The following is a 19512-nucleotide window of genomic DNA, read 5'->3' on the forward strand; positions in this document are numbered from 1 at the left end:
GTTCCGTCAATTGGACGAGGCCGCCGCACCGGGAAAGTGGGCGATTATCGAACGCAGCCAAACCTTACAAAATTGTAATGCTCCCGACACCGCCCCGATAAGCACGGCTTTTTACAGTCCCTCGCCTACACGCGTCGACGAGGACTTGTTCGTGCCCAACCCCCGCAAGATCGCCTTGCTCTGCCTGTTGCTGACCAGCGCCACCAGCGCCCAGGCCAGCCAGAGCCTGAGCCTGCCCCAGGCGCTTGCCGCCGCCTTTGCCCAGAACCCGGAACTGGCCGCCGCCGGCCGCGAAGTCGGCATTGCCGACGGCGAGCGGCGCCAGGCAGGGTTGATCCCCAACCCTGAGTTGTCCTGGGAGGTCGAGGACACTCGCCGCGACACCAGCACCACCACCGTCACCCTCAGCCAGCCGCTGGAACTGGGCGGCAAACGCGGCGCACGTATCGCAGTGGCCGGTGCCGGCCAGGCCATTGCCCAACTCGACCTGGAGCGCCAGCGCAATGGCCTGCGGGCTGATGTGGTGCAGGCCTTCCATGCAGCCTTGCGGGCGCAGACCGCGCTGGAACTGGCGCAGCAGTCACAGGCATTGACCGAGCGCGGGCTGCGGGTGGTACAGGGGCGGGTCACCGCTGGCCAGTCATCACCCGTAGAGGTCACCCGTGCCCAGGTGCAACTGGCCCAGGCCCAGGCCGAAGTGCGGCGTGCGCAAACCCAGCGCGGCGTGGCCTACCAAGCCTTGGCACGCCTGATCGGCAGCCCGCTGGCAGGTTTCGACCACTTGCAGGCCGCCAACCTTTCACCTGGCGTTGCGCCCAGGGCAGACACCTTGCTCGACCGGGTCGAGCAAACGGTCGAATGGCGCCTGGCCGCCGCCCAGGTCGAGCGTGGTGAAGCCTCCTTGGGATCGGAAAAGGCCCAGCGCATTCCCAACCTCACCGTCAGCCTAGGCAGCCAGTACAGCCGCGAGGACCGCGAACGCGTCAACGTGGTCGGTCTGTCGATGCCCTTGCCATTGTTCGACCGCAACCAGGGCAACGTGATGTCAGCCGCGCGCCGTGCCGACCAGGCGCGTGACATGCGTAACGCCGTGGAGCTGCGCCTGCGCAGTGACACCCGCAGCGCTGTCAGCCAGTGGCACACGGCGATGCAGGAGGTGGACGCCTACGACCGCACCATTCTGCCGGCTGCGCAGCAGGCCGTGGACACCGCCACCCGTGGCTTCGAGATGGGCAAGTTCGCCTTCCTCGATGTGCTTGACGCCCAGCGCACGCTGATCGAGGCACGCGGGCTGTACCTCGAAGCGCTGGCCTCGGCGACCGATGCACGGGCGCAGGTCGAGCGGATCTATGGCGACCTCGATGGCCTTAGCACCCCCTTGAACAGCAGGAGCAACAATGACTAACCCACGCAAGATAGCCCTTCTGGTTGCCGCCATGGCCGCGCTCGGCCTGGGTGGCCTGGCCTGGACCGGCAACCTCGGCCCGGCGTCGAAAACAGAAGCCCGGCACGATGACCACGGCGAAGACGGCCACGGCCATGGCACCGAGAAAGCCGCCGAAGGCCACGAAGAGGAGGGCCACGGCGAAGAAGAGGGCCAGTTGCACCTGTCCATCGCCCAGATCGAGGCCGCCGGTGTGCAGTTGGCTACCGCCGGCCCTCGGGCACTGGGTACCGCTATCGGTTTTCCGGGGGAAATCCGCTTCGACGAAGACCGTACGGCTCACGTGGTGCCGCGTGTACCCGGCGTGGTCGAGGCGGTGCAAGCCGAGCTGGGCCAGGCGGTCAAGCGCGGCCAGGTATTGGCGGTGATTGCCAGCCAGCAGATTTCAGACCTGCGCAGCGAGCAGCAGGCCGCCCAGCGCCGGCTGGAACTGGCGCGCCTGACCTTCCAGCGCGAACAGCAGCTGTGGCAGGAACGTATCAGTGCCGAACAGGATTACCTGCAGGCACGCCAGGCGTTGCAGGAGGCCGAGATCGCCTTGGCCAATGCCCGGCAGAAGGTCGCCGCCGTGGGCCCGGCTGGCGCTGGCAACCGCTATGAGCTGCGCGCCCCGTTCGATGCGGTGGTGGTGGAAAAGCACCTGACCGTGGGCGAAGTGGTCGACGAGACCAGCAATGCGTTCACGTTGTCTGACCTGAGCCGGGTGTGGGCTACCTTCGCCGTGGCCCCCCGTGACCTGGACAAGGTGATGACCGGCCGTGATGTCACGGTCAGCGCACCGGACCTGGGTGCCCAGGTCGAGGGCAAGGTCAACTACGTTGGCAGCCTGCTTGGCGAGCAGAACCGTGCCGCCACCGTGCGTGCCACCCTGGCCAACCCCAACGGCGCCTGGCGCCCCGGGCTGTTCGTCAATGTGGCTGTCAGCGTCGAGCGCTTCAATGCCGCTGTCGCGGTGCCGGAAAACGCCCTGCAAACCTGGGAAGAGCAAACCGTCGTGTTTGCCCGCACTGAAGAAGGTTTCGAGGCTCGCCCGGTGAAAACCGGCCGCCGCGACGCTGGCCAGGTAGAAATCACTGACGGTCTTGCCGCCGGTACCCAGGTGGCCGCCGCCGGCAGCTTTGTCCTCAAGTCGGAACTGGGCAAAGGCTCGGCCGAGCACAGCCACTGATCACGGGGACGCCTGCATGTTCGAACGCCTGATCCAATTCGCCATCGAGCAGCGCCTGGTGGTGATGCTGGCCGTGGTCCTGATGGCCGCGGTGGGTATCCACAGCTACCAGAAACTGCCGATCGACGCTGTACCGGACATCACCAACGTCCAGGTGCAGATCAACACCGCCGCCCCCGGCTACTCCCCGCTGGAAACCGAGCAGCGCATTACCTTTGCCATCGAGACGGCCATGGCTGGCCTGCCAGGGCTGAAACAGACCCGCTCGCTGTCGCGCTCGGGCCTGTCGCAGGTCACGGTGATTTTCGATGACGGTACCGACCTGTTCTTCGCCCGCCAGCTGGTCAACGAGCGCCTGCAAGTGGCCCGCGAGCAGTTGCCCGAGGGTATCGAGGCGGGCATGGGGCCGATTTCCACCGGCCTGGGCGAGATTTTCCTGTGGACCGTGGAAGCCGAACAGGGCGCCCTGAAGGAGGATGGCACGCCCTACACACCCACCGACCTGCGGGTGATCCAGGACTGGATCATCAAGCCGCAGCTGCGCAATGTGCCGGGGGTGGCCGAAGTGAACAGCATCGGCGGCCATGCCAAGCAGTACCTGATTGCACCGGAACCCAAGCGGCTGGCGGCCTACAAGCTCACCCTCAACGACCTGATCGGCGCGCTGGAACGCAACAACGCCAACGTGGGTGCCGGTTACATCGAGCGCAATGGCGAGCAGCTGCTGATCCGGGCGCCGGGCCAGGTGGCCTCGGCCGAAGACATCGCCAACATCGTCATATCCAGCGTGGACGGCACGCCGATCCGCGTCAGCCATGTGGCCGAGGTTGGCCTGGGTGAAGAGCTGCGTTCGGGCGCCGCCACCGAGAACGGCCGTGAAGTGGTGTTGGGCACGGTGTTCATGTTGATCGGCGAAAACAGCCGCACGGTGTCTCAGGCGGTGGCCGCCAAACTGGTCGAGATCAACCGCAACCTGCCCAAGGGCGTGGTGGCGGTAACAGTGTACGACCGCACCAACCTGGTCGAAAAAGCCATCGCCACGGTGAAGAAAAACCTGGTTGAAGGCGCCATTCTGGTCATCGCCGTGCTGTTCCTGTTCCTGGGCAATATCCGCGCTGCGCTGATCACCGCCATGGTCATCCCGCTGTCGATGCTGTTCACCTTCACCGGCATGTTCAGCAACAAGGTCAGCGCCAACCTGATGAGCCTGGGCGCGCTGGATTTCGGCATCATCGTCGATGGCGCCGTGGTGATCGTGGAAAACGCCATCCGCCGCCTGGCCCACGCCCAGCAACGCCATGGCCGCATGCTGACCCGCAGCGAGCGCTTCCATGAGGTGTTTGCCGCCGCCCGCGAAGCGCGCCGGCCGCTGATTTACGGGCAACTGATCATCATGGTGGTTTACTTGCCGATCTTTGCCCTGACCGGGGTCGAGGGCAAGATGTTCCACCCCATGGCGTTTACCGTGGTCATGGCCCTGCTGGGAGCGATGATCCTCTCGGTTACCTTCGTGCCGGCGGCCATTGCCCTGTTCGTCACCGGCAAGGTCAAGGAGGAGGAAGGCCTGCTGATGCGCACGGCGCGCCAGCGCTATGCCCCGGTGCTGGCCTGGGTGCTGGGTCGGCGCAAGCTGGCATTCGCGGCGGCTGGCACTTTGGTGCTGCTTTCCGGCGTAATGGCCAGCCGCATGGGCAGCGAGTTCATCCCCAGCCTCAGCGAGGGCGACTTTGCCTTGCAGGCCCTGCGCGTGCCGGGCACCAGCCTGTCGCAGTCGGTGGACATGCAACAGCGCCTGGAGCAGGCGATCATCGCCCAGGTGCCGGAAGTGGAGCGGGTATTCGCCCGCACCGGCACCGCCGAGATCGCCTCCGATCCGATGCCGCCGAACATTTCCGACGCCTACGTGATGTTGCGCCCACGCGAGCAATGGGCAGACCCGGGCAAGCCGCGTAACGAGCTGATTGCCGAAGTACAACGTGCGGCGGCCAGCGTACCGGGCAGCAACTACGAGCTGTCGCAGCCGATCCAGTTGCGCTTCAACGAGCTGATTTCCGGGGTGCGCAGCGATGTGGCGGTAAAGCTGTTCGGGGACGACATGGACGTGCTCAACCGCACCGCCGCGCAAATCGCCAGCAGCCTGCAGCGCGTGCCGGGTGCGTCTGAGGTGAAGGTTGAGCAGACCACCGGGCTGCCCGTGCTGACCATCGACATCGACCGTGACAAGGCTGCCCGCCATGGCCTGAACGTGGGTGACGTGCAGGACGCCATCGCCATCACCGTAGGGGGGCGCACGGCAGGCACGCTGTATGAAGGTGACCGCCGCTTCGACATGGTGGTGCGCCTGCCCGAAACCTTGCGTACCGATGTGGACGGGTTGGGCAGCCTGCTGATTCCGGTGCCGGCCAGTGCCACAGCCGGCGCTGCGCAGATCGGCTTTATTCCGCTGTCGCAGGTGGCCACGCTGAACCTGCAGCTGGGGCCGAACCAGGTCAGCCGCGAGGATGGCAAGCGCGTGGTGGTGGTCAGTGCCAACGTGCGTGGGCGTGACCTGGGCTCGTTTGTCGAAGAGGCTGAACAGACGCTCATTGGCCAGGTTCAGATCCCGCCGGGCTACTGGACGCGCTGGGGTGGCCAGTTCGAGCAGCTGCAGTCGGCGGCCGAGCGCTTGCAGGTGGTGGTGCCGGTGGCATTGCTGCTGGTCATGGCATTGTTGCTGATGATGTTCAACAACCTCCGGGATGGCCTGCTGGTGTTCACCGGCATCCCGTTTGCCTTGACCGGTGGAGTGCTGGCGCTGTGGTTGCGGGACATTCCGCTGTCCATCTCGGCGGGCGTGGGGTTCATTGCGCTGTCAGGCGTGGCGGTGCTCAACGGGTTGGTGATGATTGCCTTCATCCGTGGGTTGCGCGAAGAAGGGCGCACCCTGCGAGCGGCCGTGGAAGAGGGCGCGCTGACGCGCTTGCGGCCAGTCTTGATGACCGCGCTGGTGGCGTCGCTGGGGTTCATTCCGATGGCCTTGGCAACGGGTACCGGGGCGGAGGTTCAGCGGCCGCTGGCGACGGTGGTGATTGGCGGGATTCTGTCGTCTACGGCGCTGACGTTGCTGGTGTTGCCGGCGTTGTATCAGTGGGCGTATCGGCGCGAAGAGGTGCAGGAGGGCTGAGACCCTGGGGCTGCAAAGCAGCCCCAAAAATCTCAGACGGTACTACGAACCCCCGGCCGCACGCCGTCTACCCCAACTTCATCATGCAACGAAATCCGCGAAGTTTCCGGCAACGCCAACCCCCCCACCAATGCCACCAGCGCAATCACCACCAGGTAAAACGCCGGTGCCAGGCTGCTGCCGGTCTGCCCGATCAGCCAGGTCGCCACCAACGGCGCGGTGCCGCCAAACAGCGTATAGGCCACATTGTAGGTAATCGCCGAAGCGGTATAGCGGGTGCGGGTAGGGAAGCTTTCCGACAGCAACGCTGCGGTAACTACACCACTGCACAACGCCCCCACCGCCAGCAAAATCACGCCGATCAGCGCGCCGGACATCGAGCCCGAGCTGGCCAGCCAGTACGCCGGGAACACGCACAGCATCACCCACAGGCAGGTAAAAGCGATGGTCTTGCGCCGCCCCACCCGGTCCGAGAGCGCCCCGGCCAGTGGGCAGCCGATGGCGGCGAACAGCAACGCCACGGTGGTCACCAGCAGCGATTGCGCGCGGGTCAGGTTGCCCACCAGTTGCAGGTAGGTGGCAAAGTAGGTGGTGAACATGTAGAACGACAGTGCGGTCAACGAAATGAACGCCCCCAGGTTGCGAATGGCCCGGCCATGATTGCGCAGAGTTTCCTTGAGCGGCGAATGCTCGTGCTCTTTGCCCTGCGCGATGGCTTCACGGAATGCCGGGGTTTCTTCCATGCGCCAGCGCAGGTACAGGCCGACCAGCCCCAGCGGTGCAGCGATCAGGAACGGAATGCGCCAGCCCCAGGCATTCATCGCTTCGCTCGACAGGCTGGCCTCCAGGCCATAAGCAATGACCGCTGCACAGGCAAAGGCAGAAAAGGTCGAGACCGGCACGAAGCTGCCATAGAAGGCGCGCTTGTCATTGGGCGCGTGCTCCATCAGGTAGGCGCAGGCCCCGGCATATTCGCCGCCGGCCGAAAAACCCTGCAGGCAGCGCGCCAAGGTCAGCAACGCAGGTGCGGCCAAGCCGATGCTGGCGTAGGTCGGCAGCAGGCCGATCAGGGTGGTCGAGCCTGCCATCAGCAGAATGGTCAGCGACAGGATGCGCTTGCGCCCAAGGCGGTCGCCCAGCGCGCCGAACACGATCCCGCCCAGCGGGCGCAGGGCAAAGGCCACGGCAAATACTGCAAAGGTCTTGAGCAAGGCCACGCTGGCGTCTTCGCTGGCAAAGAACTGGCTGGCGATCAAGGTGGCGAGAAAGCCATAGACGGCGAAGTCGAACCACTCGACGAAATTGCCGATGGCCGAGGCGGCGATCACCCTGCGCAGGGTGGCGGGGGATACCTCATGAGGTGCGGACATGCGAGTGCTCTCCGGTTCCATTGGCAGGCATGATGAACGTGGCGCGGTCGGGCCGCGCCATCATTGTTATGCTTGCCAGTAGATCGCCGGGCGCTGGAGCGTGCTTTGTCGAGGGCGACCTCGGGATACCTGAATCAACCGCGAGTTGTTCGCAAGGCCGCACACAAGAGCCAATTCAGGCCGGGATGTTCATGCAAGACAGGCCATTGGCTCAGAAACGCATGTCCAGCGCCAGCTCGAAGGTGCGCGGCGGCCCCATGTAGTACTGGCTGTTGTAGGCCTGCTTGGCATACACCTCGTCGGTCAGGTTGCGCACCCGCCCGGTCAGCGTGGTGTGCTCGTCCAGCCGGTAGCGGGCGAACGCGCCGAACAGCGTGTAGGCGGGGGCCTTGAGGCTGTTGGCGTTGTCGGCATACACCGAACCCACGTAGCGCCCGTCCGCGCCCACCGACCACACCGACGACAGGCTGTAGGTCAGCCACAGGTTGGCGACATTGGCCGGTACGTTGGTCGGTGCATTGCCCTTACGCGAGACCGATACCCCGTTGACGGCCTCGTTGAATTCGTCGTACTGCGCATCGACGTAGGCATAGTTGGCTTCGGCCAGCAGTTTTGGCGTTACCTGCAGGCGCCCGGACAGCTCCACGCCGCGTGAAGTCTGCTGCCCCGCCTGGACCGTGAGGTTGGCGTCGTTCGAGTCGCGCACGGCAAAGTCCTTGCGCACGATCTGATACAGCGCCAGGGTGGCCGCACCGCGCCCGTCGAGGAAGTCGAACTTGCTGCCCACTTCCCATTGCTCACCCTTGGACAGGTCGAACAACCCCACATTGGAGTAGGTCGCGGCTGCCAGCGAGCCGGCGGGCAGGTCGGCCGAGGTGCTGTATTGCGCATACAGGCTGGCCGAAGGTGTCAGTGCATAGGTCAGGCCGATACGCCCGGACAGCGGCTCCCAGCGCCGTTCGAAATAGGCCGGCGAGGTGGGCGTCACGGCGCCGTAGTTGGTGACTTCCATGTCCAGGTAGTCGTAGCGCAAGGCGGTCAGCAGGGCCAGGCGCTCGGTGAGTTGCAGGCGGTTTTCGGCAAACACCGCACGGTTGATCACCTCGTGGCGACGTTGTTTGGTCAGGCCGGCATTCACCCCGGGGATGTCATCGAAACTGCCAGGGTTGAAGTGCTCGGCATCGACCACGTCGCTCCAGCTGCCCGAGGAGGGGTAGAGGGTCTGGCGCATGCGTGAGTATTCCAGCCCCAATGACCACTGGCTGGCCAGGCCGAACAGCTGGTTGTCGTGGCGCAGCTCGATGCGGTCGCCCAGCAGGTTCTGGTCGTGGCGCTGCAGGTAAGGGCTGCTGCGTTGCACCTGGCCAGTCGGGGTGTAGGCGTAGCGTTCAAGGTTGCGGTAGTCGCGTTGGGCGTTGTAATGGTACAGCGTGTTTTGCACGCTGGTGCTGTCGCTGACCTGGTAGTCGAGTATCGAGCGCAGCCAGCGTACGCGCTGCTCATAGCGACCGTCAGCAACGTTGTAGTTTTCGAAGCGGCGGCTGTTGTCGATCTTCATCGTGCTGCGCCCGGGCAGGATCGGCGAGCCCCAGTAGGGGCTGTCTTCGCGGTCTTCCTGATACTCCAGCGCCAGGGTGTGGGTGAGGTTGGGGGCCAGGTCGCTGAGCAGCGAAAAGGCCAGGCTGTCGGTGTGCCGTTCGTTGCGGTCGACGTAACCGTTGCCCTGCACGCGGCTGAAGTCCAGGCGCATGAAATGGCGGGCGTCAGCGGGGTTGCTGGCCAGCGCCTGGTTGATTCCGAACGCCACCTCGCTGTCGTCGAAACTGCCATAGCGGATACGCCCGTCAATGGTCTGCTGGTCGCGGCTGGCGAGTTTGGTGATGTAGTTGATCGAACCGCCCACGGCACCGGCACCATGCAGGAACGAAGACGGCCCGCCAATCAGCTCGACGCGGTCGAGCACCCAGGCATCCACTGGCCGGGTGGCGCTGCTGTAGCCCAGGTTGATGCCGTTGTACAACTGGGTGACCTGGTTCTGGGTAAAGCCACGGTAGGCAACGAAGCCGCCAAAGCCTGGGTTGGCCGAGGCGTTCACGCCGGTCATGGCGTTGATCACGTCCTGGCTGTCCTTGGCGCCGCGTTCTTCGATCAGGCGGCGGTCCGAGACGCTGACCGAGGCGGGTGTTTCCCGCGCCGTGAGGCCCAGGCGCGAGCCGGTGCGGATCGGTTCGTCCAGTTGCACACCGCTGGCGGCATCGCGTTCGCCGTCGATGGTGGTGGCGCCCAGTTCAACGGGAGCGATTTCGGCGCAGGCGAAGCTGCAGGTGCCCATCAGGAGCACCAGGGAGGTGTTACGAAGCATGTTGGTGTGTCTTCCACGCAAAGGTCATGGCTGACGGCGAGCGCGCACGCAGGCGTGCCCGGCTGACGTCAGGCGAAAGGCATTACACGACGGGGAAGGCGGTGGGGGAGGCGCGGGGGTTGAGGGCGGGGCGTTGATAGCGCGGTGGCGGTTGTGCCCAGCTGCGTACGACGATGGGCGAGGTGGCCACGGCTTGCGCCGGGGTGAACGACCAGCCGCCGCTGCTGAGCGGTACGGCCAGGCCGAACGAAGAGCACACCGGGCAGTCCAGCTGGGCCATGTGCTGGTCACCGCCGGCGCCGTCCAGGTCGATGGCCACGCCGTGTTCGCTGTTCACCGAGCAGAAGCCGCCCTCCAGCCCGGCCAGGCGCAGCCCGCCCATCTGGCCATGGTGCAGGCCGCACAGCAACAGGCTGAACAGGACGCTGGCGTAGAGCGTCCAGGCAGTCAGCGTGCGAGTGTGCCGGGTGGTTTTCATGGCGGCGAATCTACCATCCGGATGAACGGTCGGGTAGCTCTTTTGCTGCAAGATTCACGGGGCTGCTTTGCGCCCCCAAAAACTGTCAGGCTGCCCGCTCCAGCACATCCAGCAAATCGACAAACGCCAGCGCCAGTTTATGCCGTGGCGCCAGGTTACCGCCCCACAGGTCAGGCGATGACTACCCGATTGCGCCCCTCCTGCTTGGCCCGGTAAAGCGCGCGGTCAGCCTCGCTCAGTGTTTCCACAGGCTCACTGCCTGCCTCGCCATCCCAGCGCGCTACCCCCAGTGAAATTGTCACCGCCCCCACAGGTTCCAGCGGCGTATCCTGTACTGTAACCCGCAACCGTTCAGCCACCACCGCGGCCACCTCCAGGCTGGCCCCCGGCAGCATCATCAGGAACTCTTCGCCGCCGGTGCGGCAGAGCAGGTCCCCTTCACGGCAACAACGGCGCATCAGCTCGGCCAGCTGGCGCAGCGCCTGGTCGCCGACCTCGTGCCCATGGCTGTCATTGACCCGCTTGAAATGGTCGATGTCCAGCACGATGGCCGCAAATGCCCGTCCTTCGGCTTCCAGCAACGACAGGCTGAGTTCCAGGCTGCGGCGGTTGCCCAGGCCGGTCAGCGGGTCGGTCTGGGCATCACGGTCAAGCCTGCCGATGCGCTCGTGCAGCAGGTTCAGCCCGAATAACAGTGCGCGCTTGAGCTCGGCCGCCTCGAAGTACCAGGCGGGCACCCGGTGCAAGCGTTCGGCTGTACCGGCGCGGTCCATCGAACGGGCGCCGGCGGCCAGTTGCCAGAGTGGCCGGGCAATGGTCAGGGCCAGCCACCACAGCAGCACGCTGCCCACCAGCGCGAAGGGCGCGGAGGTGCCGATCACGTTGAGAATCAGGTGGCTCAGCGGCGTTACGGTCTGTGCCAACGGCTGCTGCGCCACCACGCCCCAGCCGGCGCTGGGCACGGTGGCGTACCCGGCCAGCATTTCCACGCCCTGGCTGTTGGTCAGTTGCCGAGTACCGCTGTCCAGTGTCGCCAGTTGGTCGACCAGCGCGTTGCCTTCCACCACGGTGCCTACTCGTTGGCTGTTGGGGTGATACAGCAGTCGGCGGTTGCGGTCGACCACATACAGGTACGAGCCGTCCTTGTAGAAGTGTTCGCCCAGCAGGCTGTTGAGGATGTTGCGTTCTCGCAGGTACAGGCTGCCCCCCACGTACCCGAGGTAACGGCCGTTGTCGTCGAAAATGGGGTGCGACAACACCACCACTAGGTTGTTGGCCGCCGACAGGTAGGGCGTGGAAACCAGAGGGCGGCGTTCGTGCAGTGCTTCCTGAGCACCCGGCGATTGCATGCGGGTGCCGACAAAGTGGCGTAGCGAGGCTGGAGAAATCGCCAGCAGCACGCCGTTGGCATCGATCACGAACGTGGAGTTGAAGGCCATGCTCTGGCCCAGTACACGGTCGGTCTCCACCTGCAGTGCTGCCGCGTCGCTCAACTGGTGGCCCTGCACGCCGGCGCTGAATGAAAGCTGCTGCAAGGCGTTGCCGATGAAGGTCTCGGTGATGGTTGCCAGTTTCGTCGCATACACCCGGTTGGCTTCCAGGGCGTGGTCGATCAGCAGCTGGCGCTGCACCCGGTAGCTGGCGAAATAGCTGGCGCACAGCATGACCAGGGCTGTAAGGGCGCAGAGCACCAGAATGAGTGTTCGTAGATCCAGGCGCAATCCGTGCTTGGCGTGTGGCAATCCTGACCTCGGGCTTTGAAAATAGCTAAGAAATGGAAACAGCCTTACGCGCTAGCGGGTGGACGGGTGTTGCATTCAGGAACCTGCCCTGTCCAGCGCATTCAGCTCGTCTTCCACCTGTTGCATGCGTCGCTCCACCAGCGCCTGCACCTTCACATCGCGGGCGGTTTCGCGCATCAGGGCAGTGAGCTTTTCGCTCAGACGCCTGCCGGCTTCGGTGTCTTCCAGCGCGCGGGCCTTGGCCGGGTCCTGGGTGGCTTCGACGATGGTGGCGAACTCGGCATCGCTGAAATTCTTCTCGCTGTAGAGGCGGAACAGGTCCTGGTGCTGGTCCTCGACGGTGAGGTACTTGCGCAGTACACCCTGGATAGTGGCTTGCGACAGCTGCGGGTGAGTGCGACCGAGCAGCGTGGCCATGCGCTCGATATTGTGCGTGTAGGCATCCTGCAGCGGTAGCTGGGCGAGGATCTGTTCTTCACGGGTTGGCTTCTGGTCGCAGGCGGTAAGGGCGGCAGTCAGCAGCAGGGGCAACAGCAACTTCTGGAAGCGAGGCATGGCATGGCCTGGTCTGGTCTGGCAGTGAAGACTGCCGATTATACCGATGTCCGCATAGCCGCGACGAGCCCCGTTATTTGCCTTGATCGGCACGCTGGTGTAGAACCCAGCCCTCCAACCATTGCCAGCAGCCCCATGCCAAACCGGACCCTGCAACCTGTCGCGCGCGTCGCCATTGCCGAAGTCGTGGCGTTTGTCGAAAGCGCTCGCCGCGAGCTGTTCCCGATGCTTGTCGCGGCACCCTTGCCGCACGACCTTGCGCACTTTGCCGAAACCTACCTGGACGGCGCGGGCTGCTTTCTTGAAGCCCGCGATGACGGTCGGCTGGTCGCCGTGATCGGCTATGTGCCCTATGACCATCGTTTTGCCCAGCTTGACTATCACGCTGAGCGAGTAGTGGAGGTGGTGCGCCTGTTCGTGCTGCCGGCCTATCGCAGGCAGGGTCTGGCGGGCGCGTTGTTCAGTGCATTGCGCGAGCAGGCGGTGCAGGCAGGTATCGACTGCCTGTACCTGCATACGCATCCGTTTCTCCCGGGGGCGATTGCGTTCTGGGAGCGGCATGGGTTTGCGGTGGTGGACGTGGAGCAAGACCCGGTCTGGCAGACCACGCACATGCAGCTGCGGCTGCGCTGATTTGTGGGAAAGCGCCTACAACGGCCTTTTCGGCGTGATCGACGCGTTCATTTTCAGGGCTGCCCGGCTTGCTTACCTTCCCTCATGCAAGGCTTTTTCACTGCACTGAGGGAGACTCACGATGCCACACATGGCCCTGTACAAACTTAAACTGCTGGACGAGTTCGAGGACCGCAGCGACTTGTGGACCTTCGGCGATTTCGAGAACAGGTTGATGGACTTGTGGCGTGGCGCGACGCGGCATGATGCCAAAGGCATCATCAATGCGGCGCACAAGGAACGGCGCTGGCCGAGGACGGTGAAGCGCTACCTGCTGACCAATTACCGGGTATTTGGCAATGTCAGTTCGGAGCTTGAGCAGACGTTTGCCGAGGTATTGGCGACGATGAGTGTGCAAGAACGGGCGGAGTGGGGCTTGCTGCCTGCTGCCGGCACGGTTGCCTGACAGAACCTGGGGCTGCCCGGCAGCCCCGATTCAGGCAATGCAGCCATCAGAACCCACCCGACAACGGCCACTCCACCGCGAGGCGTATCTGGTCACCATCCAGCTCGGCCTGCGCCGTGTTCCCCCGGTGCACGTTATGTCGCAGCGAGAACGTGGTGCCCTTGGCCTTGCCACTCTGCACCACATACCGCGCCTCCAGGTCGCGTTCCCAATGTTTGCCACCCTTGCCATATCCCAGGTACGCATACCCGCCAGTCGGGTCGACATGCGTGCCGTCGATATCGAACCCGCGCACGTACAGCGCCGTCAGGTTCAGCCCTGGCACCCCATAGGCCCCCAAGTTCAGGTCATAGCGTGCCTGCCATGACTTCTCGTTCGGTGCGTTGAAGTCCGACATCTGCACCGCGTTGGCAATGAAGATCGCACCCCGCGTGACGTAGTCGAAGGGCGTATTTCCGTCCACTTGCTGCCAGCCCAGGCTGAACCCGTGCGGCCCTTGGTTGTAACGCGAGACCAGGCTCCAGGTGGTGTTGTCGATACGCCCGGACAGCGCCTTGCCGGTGTCGGTGGTGCGGTACAGGTTGAGGTCCAGGCTGACGCTGCGGCGGTTATCCAGCACATGGCTGAGGGTGCTGCCCAGGTAATGCTGGTTCCAGCTGTCCTCGTAGCGCGAGGTATAGAGGCTGCCGCTGAAGCTGGCGCCCGGGTTCCAGACCACGCCGGCCAGGTCGAAGCTGTTGCCCTGTTTGCTATTGGAGTAGTTCACCACAAAGCCCTGATCGTGGCTTGTGGCATTGCGGTCGCTGCTCTCGTTGAAGTGCCCGGCCACCAGCTTGAGCGTGTCGAAGTCGTTGCTGGTAAGGAAGAAACCGGTGGCGGTTTCGGGTAACAGGCGGCTGTCGGAAGAGCTGAACACCGGGGTCTTGACCCGCTGCTCACCGTAGGCCAACACGGTATTGGCCATGCGCAGTTTCAATGCCGCACCTGCGCGGCTGTACTCGTTCTTTGGGTGCCCGTCGTTATCGACCCCCAGCAAGCGCGCTTTGCCCGCACGCCCGCCGCCACTGTCGAGTTGCACGCCCAGGTAGGCGTGGGCATCGACGCCGACACCCACCAGGCCTTGGGTAAAGCCAGACTGGAAGGTGCCCATCAAACCGTAGGCCCATTCTTCAGCCTTGCCACTGCGTTCGCTGCGTGGTTTGTAGGCATTGCGCGCGGAACTGTTGCGCCCGCCATGCGTGTAGTCGCGCTGGTCGAACACGCTGCGGTTGAGGATGCTCCAGCTGCCATCCTCCACAAAACCGTTGCTTTGCGACTGTGCAGAGTCGGCCTGGGCGAACGGCGCCAGCCCCAGCAGTGGCAGCGCCAACAACAACCGGCTCATTGCACGGCCTCAAGCTTCTGCACCTGGGCAGCAAAGCGGGCCTTGGCCCGGGCCGGCAAGTTGGCGGGCAGTTCGGGAGCCGATGCGTCACCGACCTGGATGACCATCACCATGCCCATCGCCAGGTGCGGAATACACTGGATGCCGTACACGCCCGGCACGCTGAAGGTTTGTTCGAACGGCTGGTTCAGCTTGCTCTTGAAGGGCTTGGCCCCGGTGGGCAGCAGGCCTGCCACGCTGGCCGCATTGTGCCCGTTCTGGGTGGGCAGGAAGCGCACGGTGTCGCCGGGCGCGATGCGCAAGTGGTCCGGCTCGTAAACCATCGCGCCTTCGCTGCCACGGTTGAGCATTTTCACTTCGTGCACGTCGGCCAGCGCGGCCGGGGCGAGCAGGGTGCTGGCAAGCAGCAAGGCGAGAGGACGCAGCGGCATCGGTAGAACTTCCTGGTTCAGGGGGCGCGAAAGCGCAGGATGCGCGCGCCGTCGAAGGGGTCGGTAAGGTAATGGGCGTGAACGCCGAAGGTGTTCAGCAGGCGCTCGGGGGTGAGCACTTCAAAGGGGTTGCCCAGGGCGACCAGGTGCCCTTTGTCGAGTACGGCCACGCGGTCACAGGTGAGTGCCTGGTTGAGGTCGTGCAGCGCTACCAATGTGGTGACCGGCAGGGCCTGGACCTGTTGCAGCAGGCTCAGCTGGTGCTGGATGTCCAGGTGGTTGGTCGGCTCGTCCAGCAGGAGTACTTGTGGCCGTTGCGCCAGGGCGCGGGCGATGTGCACGCGCTGGCGCTCGCCACCGGACAATGAGCCCCAAAGCCGTGTGCGCAGGTGCAGGGCGTCGAGGTCAGCCAGCGCCTGCTCGACGATGGCGCGGTCCACTTGCGAGAACGGTGCCAGTGCCGAGAGCCAAGGTGTACGGCCCAAGGCCACGGCATCGAACACGCGGATTGCATCGAGGGTGTCGGCCTGTTGTTCGACCAGTGCCAGGGCCTGCGCCACACGGCGGCGGGGCAGCTGTGCCAGTGGTTCACCCAACAGTTGCACGCTGCCGCTGGCCGGCTTGCGCAGCCCGGCCAGCAACTTGAGCAGCGAAGACTTGCCTGAGCCGTTAGGGCCGACAATGCCGAGCGTTTCGCCCGCGACAACGTTCAGCTCGATACCGCTGAGCACGGTATTGCCGGCCAGTTGCAACCCCAGGCCCTGGCAACTCAGGGGCGAAATCTGTACAGCGGTCATGACGGTCATGAGCGCCCCCGGCGGCTGACCAGAATCAGCGCGAAGACCGGTGCCCCGATCAGTGCGGTGACCACCCCCACAGGGATCACCTGGCCCGCAATCAAGGTGCGTGAAAGCACGTCGGCGGTAATCAGGAACAGCGCGCCGCCCAGTGCGCTGGCTGGCAGCAGGCGGCTGTGCCCGGGGCCGAGCAGCAGGCGCAGGGCGTGGGGAATCACCAGCCCAACAAAACCGATGGCACCGACGATGGACACCATGACCGCCGTCACCAGCGCCGCGCAGCTGATCAGCAGTAGCTGAGTGCGCCGCACCGGGATGCCCAGCGAAGCAGCCGAATCGGCGCCGAATGTAAAAGCATCCAGCGCGCGGCGGTGCAACAGGCACACCACCAGGCCGAACAGTGCCACCGGCACGGCCAGCCACACCGATGGCCAACGCACCCCGCTGAGGTTGCCCATCAGCCAGAACAGGATGCCGCGTGCCTGTTCGGCAGTGGCCGACTTGGTAATCAGAAAGGCAGTTAGCGCGTTGAACAGTTGTGAGCCGGCAATGCCGGCAAGGATGACCTGGGCGTTGTTGTTGCCGGGGCCGGCCGCGCGGGCCAGTACCAGTACAAGGGTGAATGCGGCCAGTGCGCCGATGAACGCCCCGGCGGACATGCTCAATGCCAGGCCACCCAGCCCCAGCAGGCCGACCAGCACCGCCCCGGTCGAGGCGCCGGCAGACAACCCCAGCAGATAAGGCTCGGCCAAGGGGTTGCGCAACAGCGCCTGGAGGATCACGCCACACGTCGCCAGGCCGGCACCGCAAGCAGCGGCGACCAGGGTGCGGGTAAGGCGGTAATTCCAGACGATGCCGGCGTCGATCGGGTCGACCGGGTAGCCGGCCTGCCACAGGTGGTTGGCCAGCACCTGGCCAACCACACGGGGCGACAGGTTGGTTTCGCCAATGGCGGTGCCGGCCAGCAAGGCGGCCAGCAGGGCTGCAAGGGCGACCGCGATGCAAGGTAACAGGCGAATCATCACTGGGCTGCTTTACCGCTGGCAAAGGCTGCAGACAACGTCTGCAGGCCGCTGAAAAGGCGGATGCCGGCCTGCATGGCATCGGCGTCGAGGATGATGATGCGGTCATGCTTTACCGCGTCCATGTTGCGGGTAACCGGGTCGTTACGCAGGAATTCGAGCTTTTTCTGGTAGTCGTCGGCGGGGAAGCGGCGACGGTCCATGCGCGCGATGATCAGCCAGGTGGGGTTGGCCTTGGCCAAGGTTTCCCAGCCTACGGTGGGCCATTCCTCCGTGGACTCGACCACGTTGCGCACGCCCAGGGTGCGCAGCATGAAGTCGGCGACGCCTTGGCGGCCGGCCACGTACGGGTCGATGTCGAGGTCGGCGCTGGAGAACCAGAACAGTGCCGAGGTGGCGGACAGGTCCTTGCCCGCCAGTTGTGCCTTGGCGCTGTCCAGGCGGCCTTTGAGCTCGGCATTCAGGGCAGTGCCGCGGTCTTGCACATCGAAGATCTCGGCCAGTTGGCTGACGCTCTTGTAGATGCTGCCTACCTGGAACGCTTGCAGGCGAGTACCGTCGGCGCCGACCAGGTTGTCCTTGCCTTCGCAGTCCGAAGGCAGCAGGTAGGTGGGTATCTGCAGTTCGTCGAACTGTTCGCGGGTGCCGACCACACCCTGTGCGCCGACCATCCATTCGAACTGTACCGCCACCAGTTGCGGGCGCTTGCCTACGACGGCCTCGAAGCTCGGGTCGTTGTCAGCCAGGCGCGGCACTTTGTCGTTCTGCTCCTTGTATTCGGGCAGTACGTTGTTGAACCACAACGAGGTGCCCGCCAGTTTGTCACCCAGGCCCAGTGCGTAGAGCATTTCAGTGCCGGCCTGGCCGATGGTGACGGCGCGTTGCGGCGCCTGGGCGAATGTCTGCGGCCTGCCGCAATTCTCGACTGTAAGCGGGTAATGGGTGGCGGCGGCCTGGGCCAGGCCAGTGAGGCCGAGGCCGGCGAGCAGGGTGGCGAAACGGGGCAGCATGCTGGGCGATCTCCTATCGGACAGTTCGGGTGAGGAACGCACGGACAGGCATCGCCGCGCCCCGCCGTTGGCAGGGGCAACACGGATGGCCAATCCCGGACACCCCGCCGGTTGGTATAGGTAGGCCGGCAGGTCTCCTGACTGGTGCGTCATGGCCAGGCTCCAGCCTTCCCGGGCAGTTACGCCCAGTGGCATCGATGGAGCAGGCTCGGCACCTACAGTTGCGGGGGCAGTTCCGTTTGGCCCGTGTTGGCGGGCCTGGGATTCCCTATTAATTCCGTGGTGGAAACCGGCGGCCCGCATGGTAGACCATCACGCCGCCGGGTGAAAACGCTTTTCAGAAGTACTTCAGCCAGGTGATGTCGCGACGGCGCGCTTTCAGGCGGGCGAACTTGCGCACCGGCAGGTACAGCGACGCGGCCAGCAGGATGGCGCTCAGCCACACGGCGGCGATGCCCTCGAAACCGAAATAGTCGCCATGGTTGAGGCCGAACAGCGCCACGCTGGCCAGGTACAGCAGCTTCAGCACGTACAGGTGCAGCAGGTAGAAGAACATCGGCGCAGCGCCAAACACCGCCAGCACGCTGATCCAGCGGGCCTGGCCGGCGCGTTCGAAGGCGCGCAGCAACAGCAGGCCGCAGCCCAGGGTCAGGGCCAGGAACAGCAGTGACGGCGGGTATTTGGTGATGTTGAAGAAGCTCATCAGGGTTTGCGTGAAGGTTGGGTAGCCGCTCCAGGGCGCCTCGCCATAGCCGTTGAACATACGCAACACGGCAAAGCCCAGCAACGCGACCAGCCCGGTCAGCAGCAGGCGGTGCTGACGCTGGTCGGCCTCGCTGCCACGGGCGAACCACGGGCCTAGGCCGTAGCCCAGGGCGATGACGCCGATCCACGGCAGCACCGGGTAGGACGTGCGCAGGCGCAGGGTGTCGGAAAACGCCAGCCAACCACGGTCATGCAGGATCGCCCACGGCACATGCAAGGCCGATTCCACGCCGAAGTGCAGGCCATCGAGCAGGTTGTGGCCGGCGACGATGGCTGCGCCCAGGGCGAGCAGGGCGGCGCGTGGCAGCCATACCAGCAGCGACAGGGCGATCATGCTGATGCCAATGGCCCAGATGACTTGCAGGTAGATGACGCTGGGCGGCAGCTGAAAGGTCCAGGCGAAGTTGACCAGGGTGAACTCCAGCGCCACCAGAAACAGCCCGCGTTTGAACAGGAACGCCGACACATCGCCACGGCCCTGATGCTTTTCGCCGTACAGCCAGGCCGACAGGCCGGTCAGCAGGACGAACACCGGCGCACAGAGGTGGGCCAGCGTGCGGCTGATGAAGAGCGACGGCTCGGTGGTGTCGATGGCCATCGGGTCGCTAACCTGACGGTGCAGGAAGAAGGTTTCGCGGACGTGATCCAGGAGCATGAACAGGATCACCAGGCCGCGCAGGGCGTCGATGCTCTGCAGGCGCTGGGTGAGCAGGGTGGGGGTGGCGCTGGCGCTTGTCATGGAG

The 19512-nt window shown here is 64.8% G+C and carries 16 protein-coding genes and 1 riboswitch; of the genes, 5 read left to right on the top strand and 11 right to left on the bottom strand.

Annotated features, from left to right (window positions below):
- Positions 1-151 precede the first annotated feature (151 nt).
- The 3 genes from B9A31_RS24580 to B9A31_RS24590 are packed head-to-tail and all read left to right on the top strand — an operon-like array spanning position 152 to position 5775.
- Positions 152-1405 (top strand): TolC family protein, encoded by a 1254-nt coding sequence (locus tag B9A31_RS24580; RefSeq protein WP_084297479.1) that lies wholly within the window; start codon positions 152-154, stop codon positions 1403-1405.
- Positions 1398-2612, top strand: a complete 1215-nt coding sequence (locus B9A31_RS24585; RefSeq protein WP_016714673.1) for an efflux RND transporter periplasmic adaptor subunit — start codon at positions 1398-1400, stop codon at positions 2610-2612. Before B9A31_RS24580 ends, B9A31_RS24585 begins: the two co-directional genes overlap by 8 nt.
- A 16-nt stretch (positions 2613-2628) precedes the next feature.
- Positions 2629-5775: an efflux RND transporter permease subunit gene (locus B9A31_RS24590; RefSeq protein WP_084297480.1), complete on the top strand. Its 3147-nt coding sequence runs from the start codon at positions 2629-2631 to the stop codon at positions 5773-5775.
- A 32-nt stretch (positions 5776-5807) separates the two neighbouring features.
- On the opposite strand, the gene B9A31_RS24595 is transcribed toward B9A31_RS24590, so the two are convergent.
- The 5 genes from B9A31_RS24595 to B9A31_RS24615 all read right to left on the bottom strand — a co-directional run bounded on the left by B9A31_RS24595 (position 5808) and on the right by B9A31_RS24615 (position 12282).
- Positions 5808-7145 carry an MFS transporter gene (locus B9A31_RS24595; protein WP_084297481.1) on the bottom strand — a complete coding sequence of 446 codons (1338 nt, stop codon included), beginning with the start codon at positions 7143-7145 and terminating at the stop codon, positions 5808-5810.
- 211 nt (positions 7146-7356) lie between these two features.
- On the bottom strand, positions 7357-9507 hold the full coding sequence (locus tag B9A31_RS24600; protein ID WP_027615718.1) for a TonB-dependent receptor: 2151 nt from the start codon (positions 9505-9507) through the stop codon (positions 7357-7359).
- Positions 9508-9589: 82 nt separating this feature from the next.
- Complete coding sequence (locus B9A31_RS24605) at positions 9590-9985, bottom strand: DUF2946 domain-containing protein (RefSeq protein WP_019098423.1); 396 nt, start codon at positions 9983-9985, stop codon at positions 9590-9592.
- A gap of 170 nt (positions 9986-10155) precedes the next feature.
- Positions 10156-11727 carry a sensor domain-containing diguanylate cyclase gene (locus B9A31_RS24610; RefSeq protein WP_027609709.1) on the bottom strand — a complete coding sequence of 524 codons (1572 nt, stop codon included), beginning with the start codon at positions 11725-11727 and terminating at the stop codon, positions 10156-10158.
- A gap of 75 nt (positions 11728-11802) precedes the next feature.
- On the bottom strand, positions 11803-12282 hold the full coding sequence (locus B9A31_RS24615; RefSeq protein ID WP_016714667.1) for a hypothetical protein: 480 nt from the start codon (positions 12280-12282) through the stop codon (positions 11803-11805).
- 135 nt (positions 12283-12417) lie between these two features.
- On the opposite strand from B9A31_RS24615, the gene B9A31_RS24620 reads away from it, so the two are divergent.
- Positions 12418-12915, top strand: a complete 498-nt coding sequence (locus B9A31_RS24620; RefSeq protein ID WP_019098425.1) for a GNAT family N-acetyltransferase — start codon at positions 12418-12420, stop codon at positions 12913-12915.
- Between the two features lie 121 nt (positions 12916-13036).
- Complete coding sequence (locus tag B9A31_RS24625) at positions 13037-13360, top strand: hypothetical protein (RefSeq protein ID WP_016714665.1); 324 nt, start codon at positions 13037-13039, stop codon at positions 13358-13360.
- A gap of 46 nt (positions 13361-13406) precedes the next feature.
- Here the strand turns inward: B9A31_RS24625 and B9A31_RS24630 are convergent, their stop codons facing one another.
- From B9A31_RS24630 to B9A31_RS24655, 6 genes are all read right to left on the bottom strand, one after another.
- Complete coding sequence (locus B9A31_RS24630; protein WP_084297482.1) at positions 13407-14744, bottom strand: OprD family porin; 1338 nt, start codon at positions 14742-14744, stop codon at positions 13407-13409.
- On the bottom strand, positions 14741-15175 hold the full coding sequence (locus tag B9A31_RS24635; protein WP_084297483.1) for a pseudoazurin: 435 nt from the start codon (positions 15173-15175) through the stop codon (positions 14741-14743). The genes B9A31_RS24630 and B9A31_RS24635 overlap by 4 nt, the downstream gene beginning before the upstream one ends.
- A 17-nt stretch (positions 15176-15192) precedes the next feature.
- Positions 15193-15981, bottom strand: a complete 789-nt coding sequence (locus tag B9A31_RS24640; RefSeq protein ID WP_019098428.1) for an ABC transporter ATP-binding protein — start codon at positions 15979-15981, stop codon at positions 15193-15195.
- The gene (locus tag B9A31_RS24645) at positions 15978-16994 is read right to left on the bottom strand and encodes a FecCD family ABC transporter permease (RefSeq protein WP_025754366.1); all 1017 of its coding nucleotides are present in this window, start codon (positions 16992-16994) and stop codon (positions 15978-15980) included. The genes B9A31_RS24640 and B9A31_RS24645 overlap by 4 nt, the downstream gene beginning before the upstream one ends.
- A complete protein-coding gene (locus B9A31_RS24650) occupies positions 16994-18004 on the bottom strand; it encodes an ABC transporter substrate-binding protein (protein ID WP_019098430.1) in 1011 nt (336 codons plus the stop codon). The genes B9A31_RS24645 and B9A31_RS24650 overlap by 1 nt, the downstream gene beginning before the upstream one ends.
- 109 nt (positions 18005-18113) lie before the next feature.
- A riboswitch (cobalamin riboswitch) is annotated at positions 18114-18313 on the bottom strand.
- A gap of 28 nt (positions 18314-18341) precedes the next feature.
- Positions 18342-19508 (bottom strand): DUF1624 domain-containing protein, encoded by a 1167-nt coding sequence (locus B9A31_RS24655; protein ID WP_025754365.1) that lies wholly within the window; start codon positions 19506-19508, stop codon positions 18342-18344.
- Between the last annotated feature and the right edge of the window lie 4 nt (positions 19509-19512).

Origin of the sequence: Pseudomonas sp. URIL14HWK12:I5, assembly GCF_900176445.1 — a bacterium.
Classification (GTDB): domain Bacteria; phylum Pseudomonadota; class Gammaproteobacteria; order Pseudomonadales; family Pseudomonadaceae; genus Aquipseudomonas; species Aquipseudomonas monteilii.

Excerpts from the sequence above, each read along its gene's own strand:
- B9A31_RS24595 (WP_084297481.1), bottom strand. The coding sequence starts at position 7,145 with ATGTCCGCACCTCATGAGGTATCCCCCGCCACCCTGCGCAGGGTGATC.
- B9A31_RS24650 (WP_019098430.1), bottom strand. The coding sequence starts at position 18,004 with ATGCTGCCCCGTTTCGCCACCCTGCTCGCCGGCCTCGGCCTCACTGGC.
- B9A31_RS24615 (WP_016714667.1), bottom strand. The coding sequence starts at position 12,282 with ATGCCTCGCTTCCAGAAGTTGCTGTTGCCCCTGCTGCTGACTGCCGCC.
- B9A31_RS24655 (WP_025754365.1), bottom strand. The coding sequence starts at position 19,508 with ATGACAAGCGCCAGCGCCACCCCCACCCTGCTCACCCAGCGCCTGCAG.
- B9A31_RS24625 (WP_016714665.1), top strand. The coding sequence starts at position 13,037 with ATGCCACACATGGCCCTGTACAAACTTAAACTGCTGGACGAGTTCGAG.
- B9A31_RS24635 (WP_084297483.1), bottom strand. The coding sequence starts at position 15,175 with ATGCCGCTGCGTCCTCTCGCCTTGCTGCTTGCCAGCACCCTGCTCGCC.
- B9A31_RS24585 (WP_016714673.1), top strand. The coding sequence starts at position 1,398 with ATGACTAACCCACGCAAGATAGCCCTTCTGGTTGCCGCCATGGCCGCG.
- B9A31_RS24590 (WP_084297480.1), top strand. The coding sequence starts at position 2,629 with ATGTTCGAACGCCTGATCCAATTCGCCATCGAGCAGCGCCTGGTGGTG.
- B9A31_RS24645 (WP_025754366.1), bottom strand. The coding sequence starts at position 16,994 with ATGATTCGCCTGTTACCTTGCATCGCGGTCGCCCTTGCAGCCCTGCTG.
- B9A31_RS24640 (WP_019098428.1), bottom strand. The coding sequence starts at position 15,981 with ATGACCGTCATGACCGCTGTACAGATTTCGCCCCTGAGTTGCCAGGGC.
- B9A31_RS24600 (WP_027615718.1), bottom strand. The coding sequence starts at position 9,507 with ATGCTTCGTAACACCTCCCTGGTGCTCCTGATGGGCACCTGCAGCTTC.
- B9A31_RS24630 (WP_084297482.1), bottom strand. The coding sequence starts at position 14,744 with ATGAGCCGGTTGTTGTTGGCGCTGCCACTGCTGGGGCTGGCGCCGTTC.
- B9A31_RS24620 (WP_019098425.1), top strand. The coding sequence starts at position 12,418 with ATGCCAAACCGGACCCTGCAACCTGTCGCGCGCGTCGCCATTGCCGAA.
- B9A31_RS24605 (WP_019098423.1), bottom strand. The coding sequence starts at position 9,985 with ATGAAAACCACCCGGCACACTCGCACGCTGACTGCCTGGACGCTCTAC.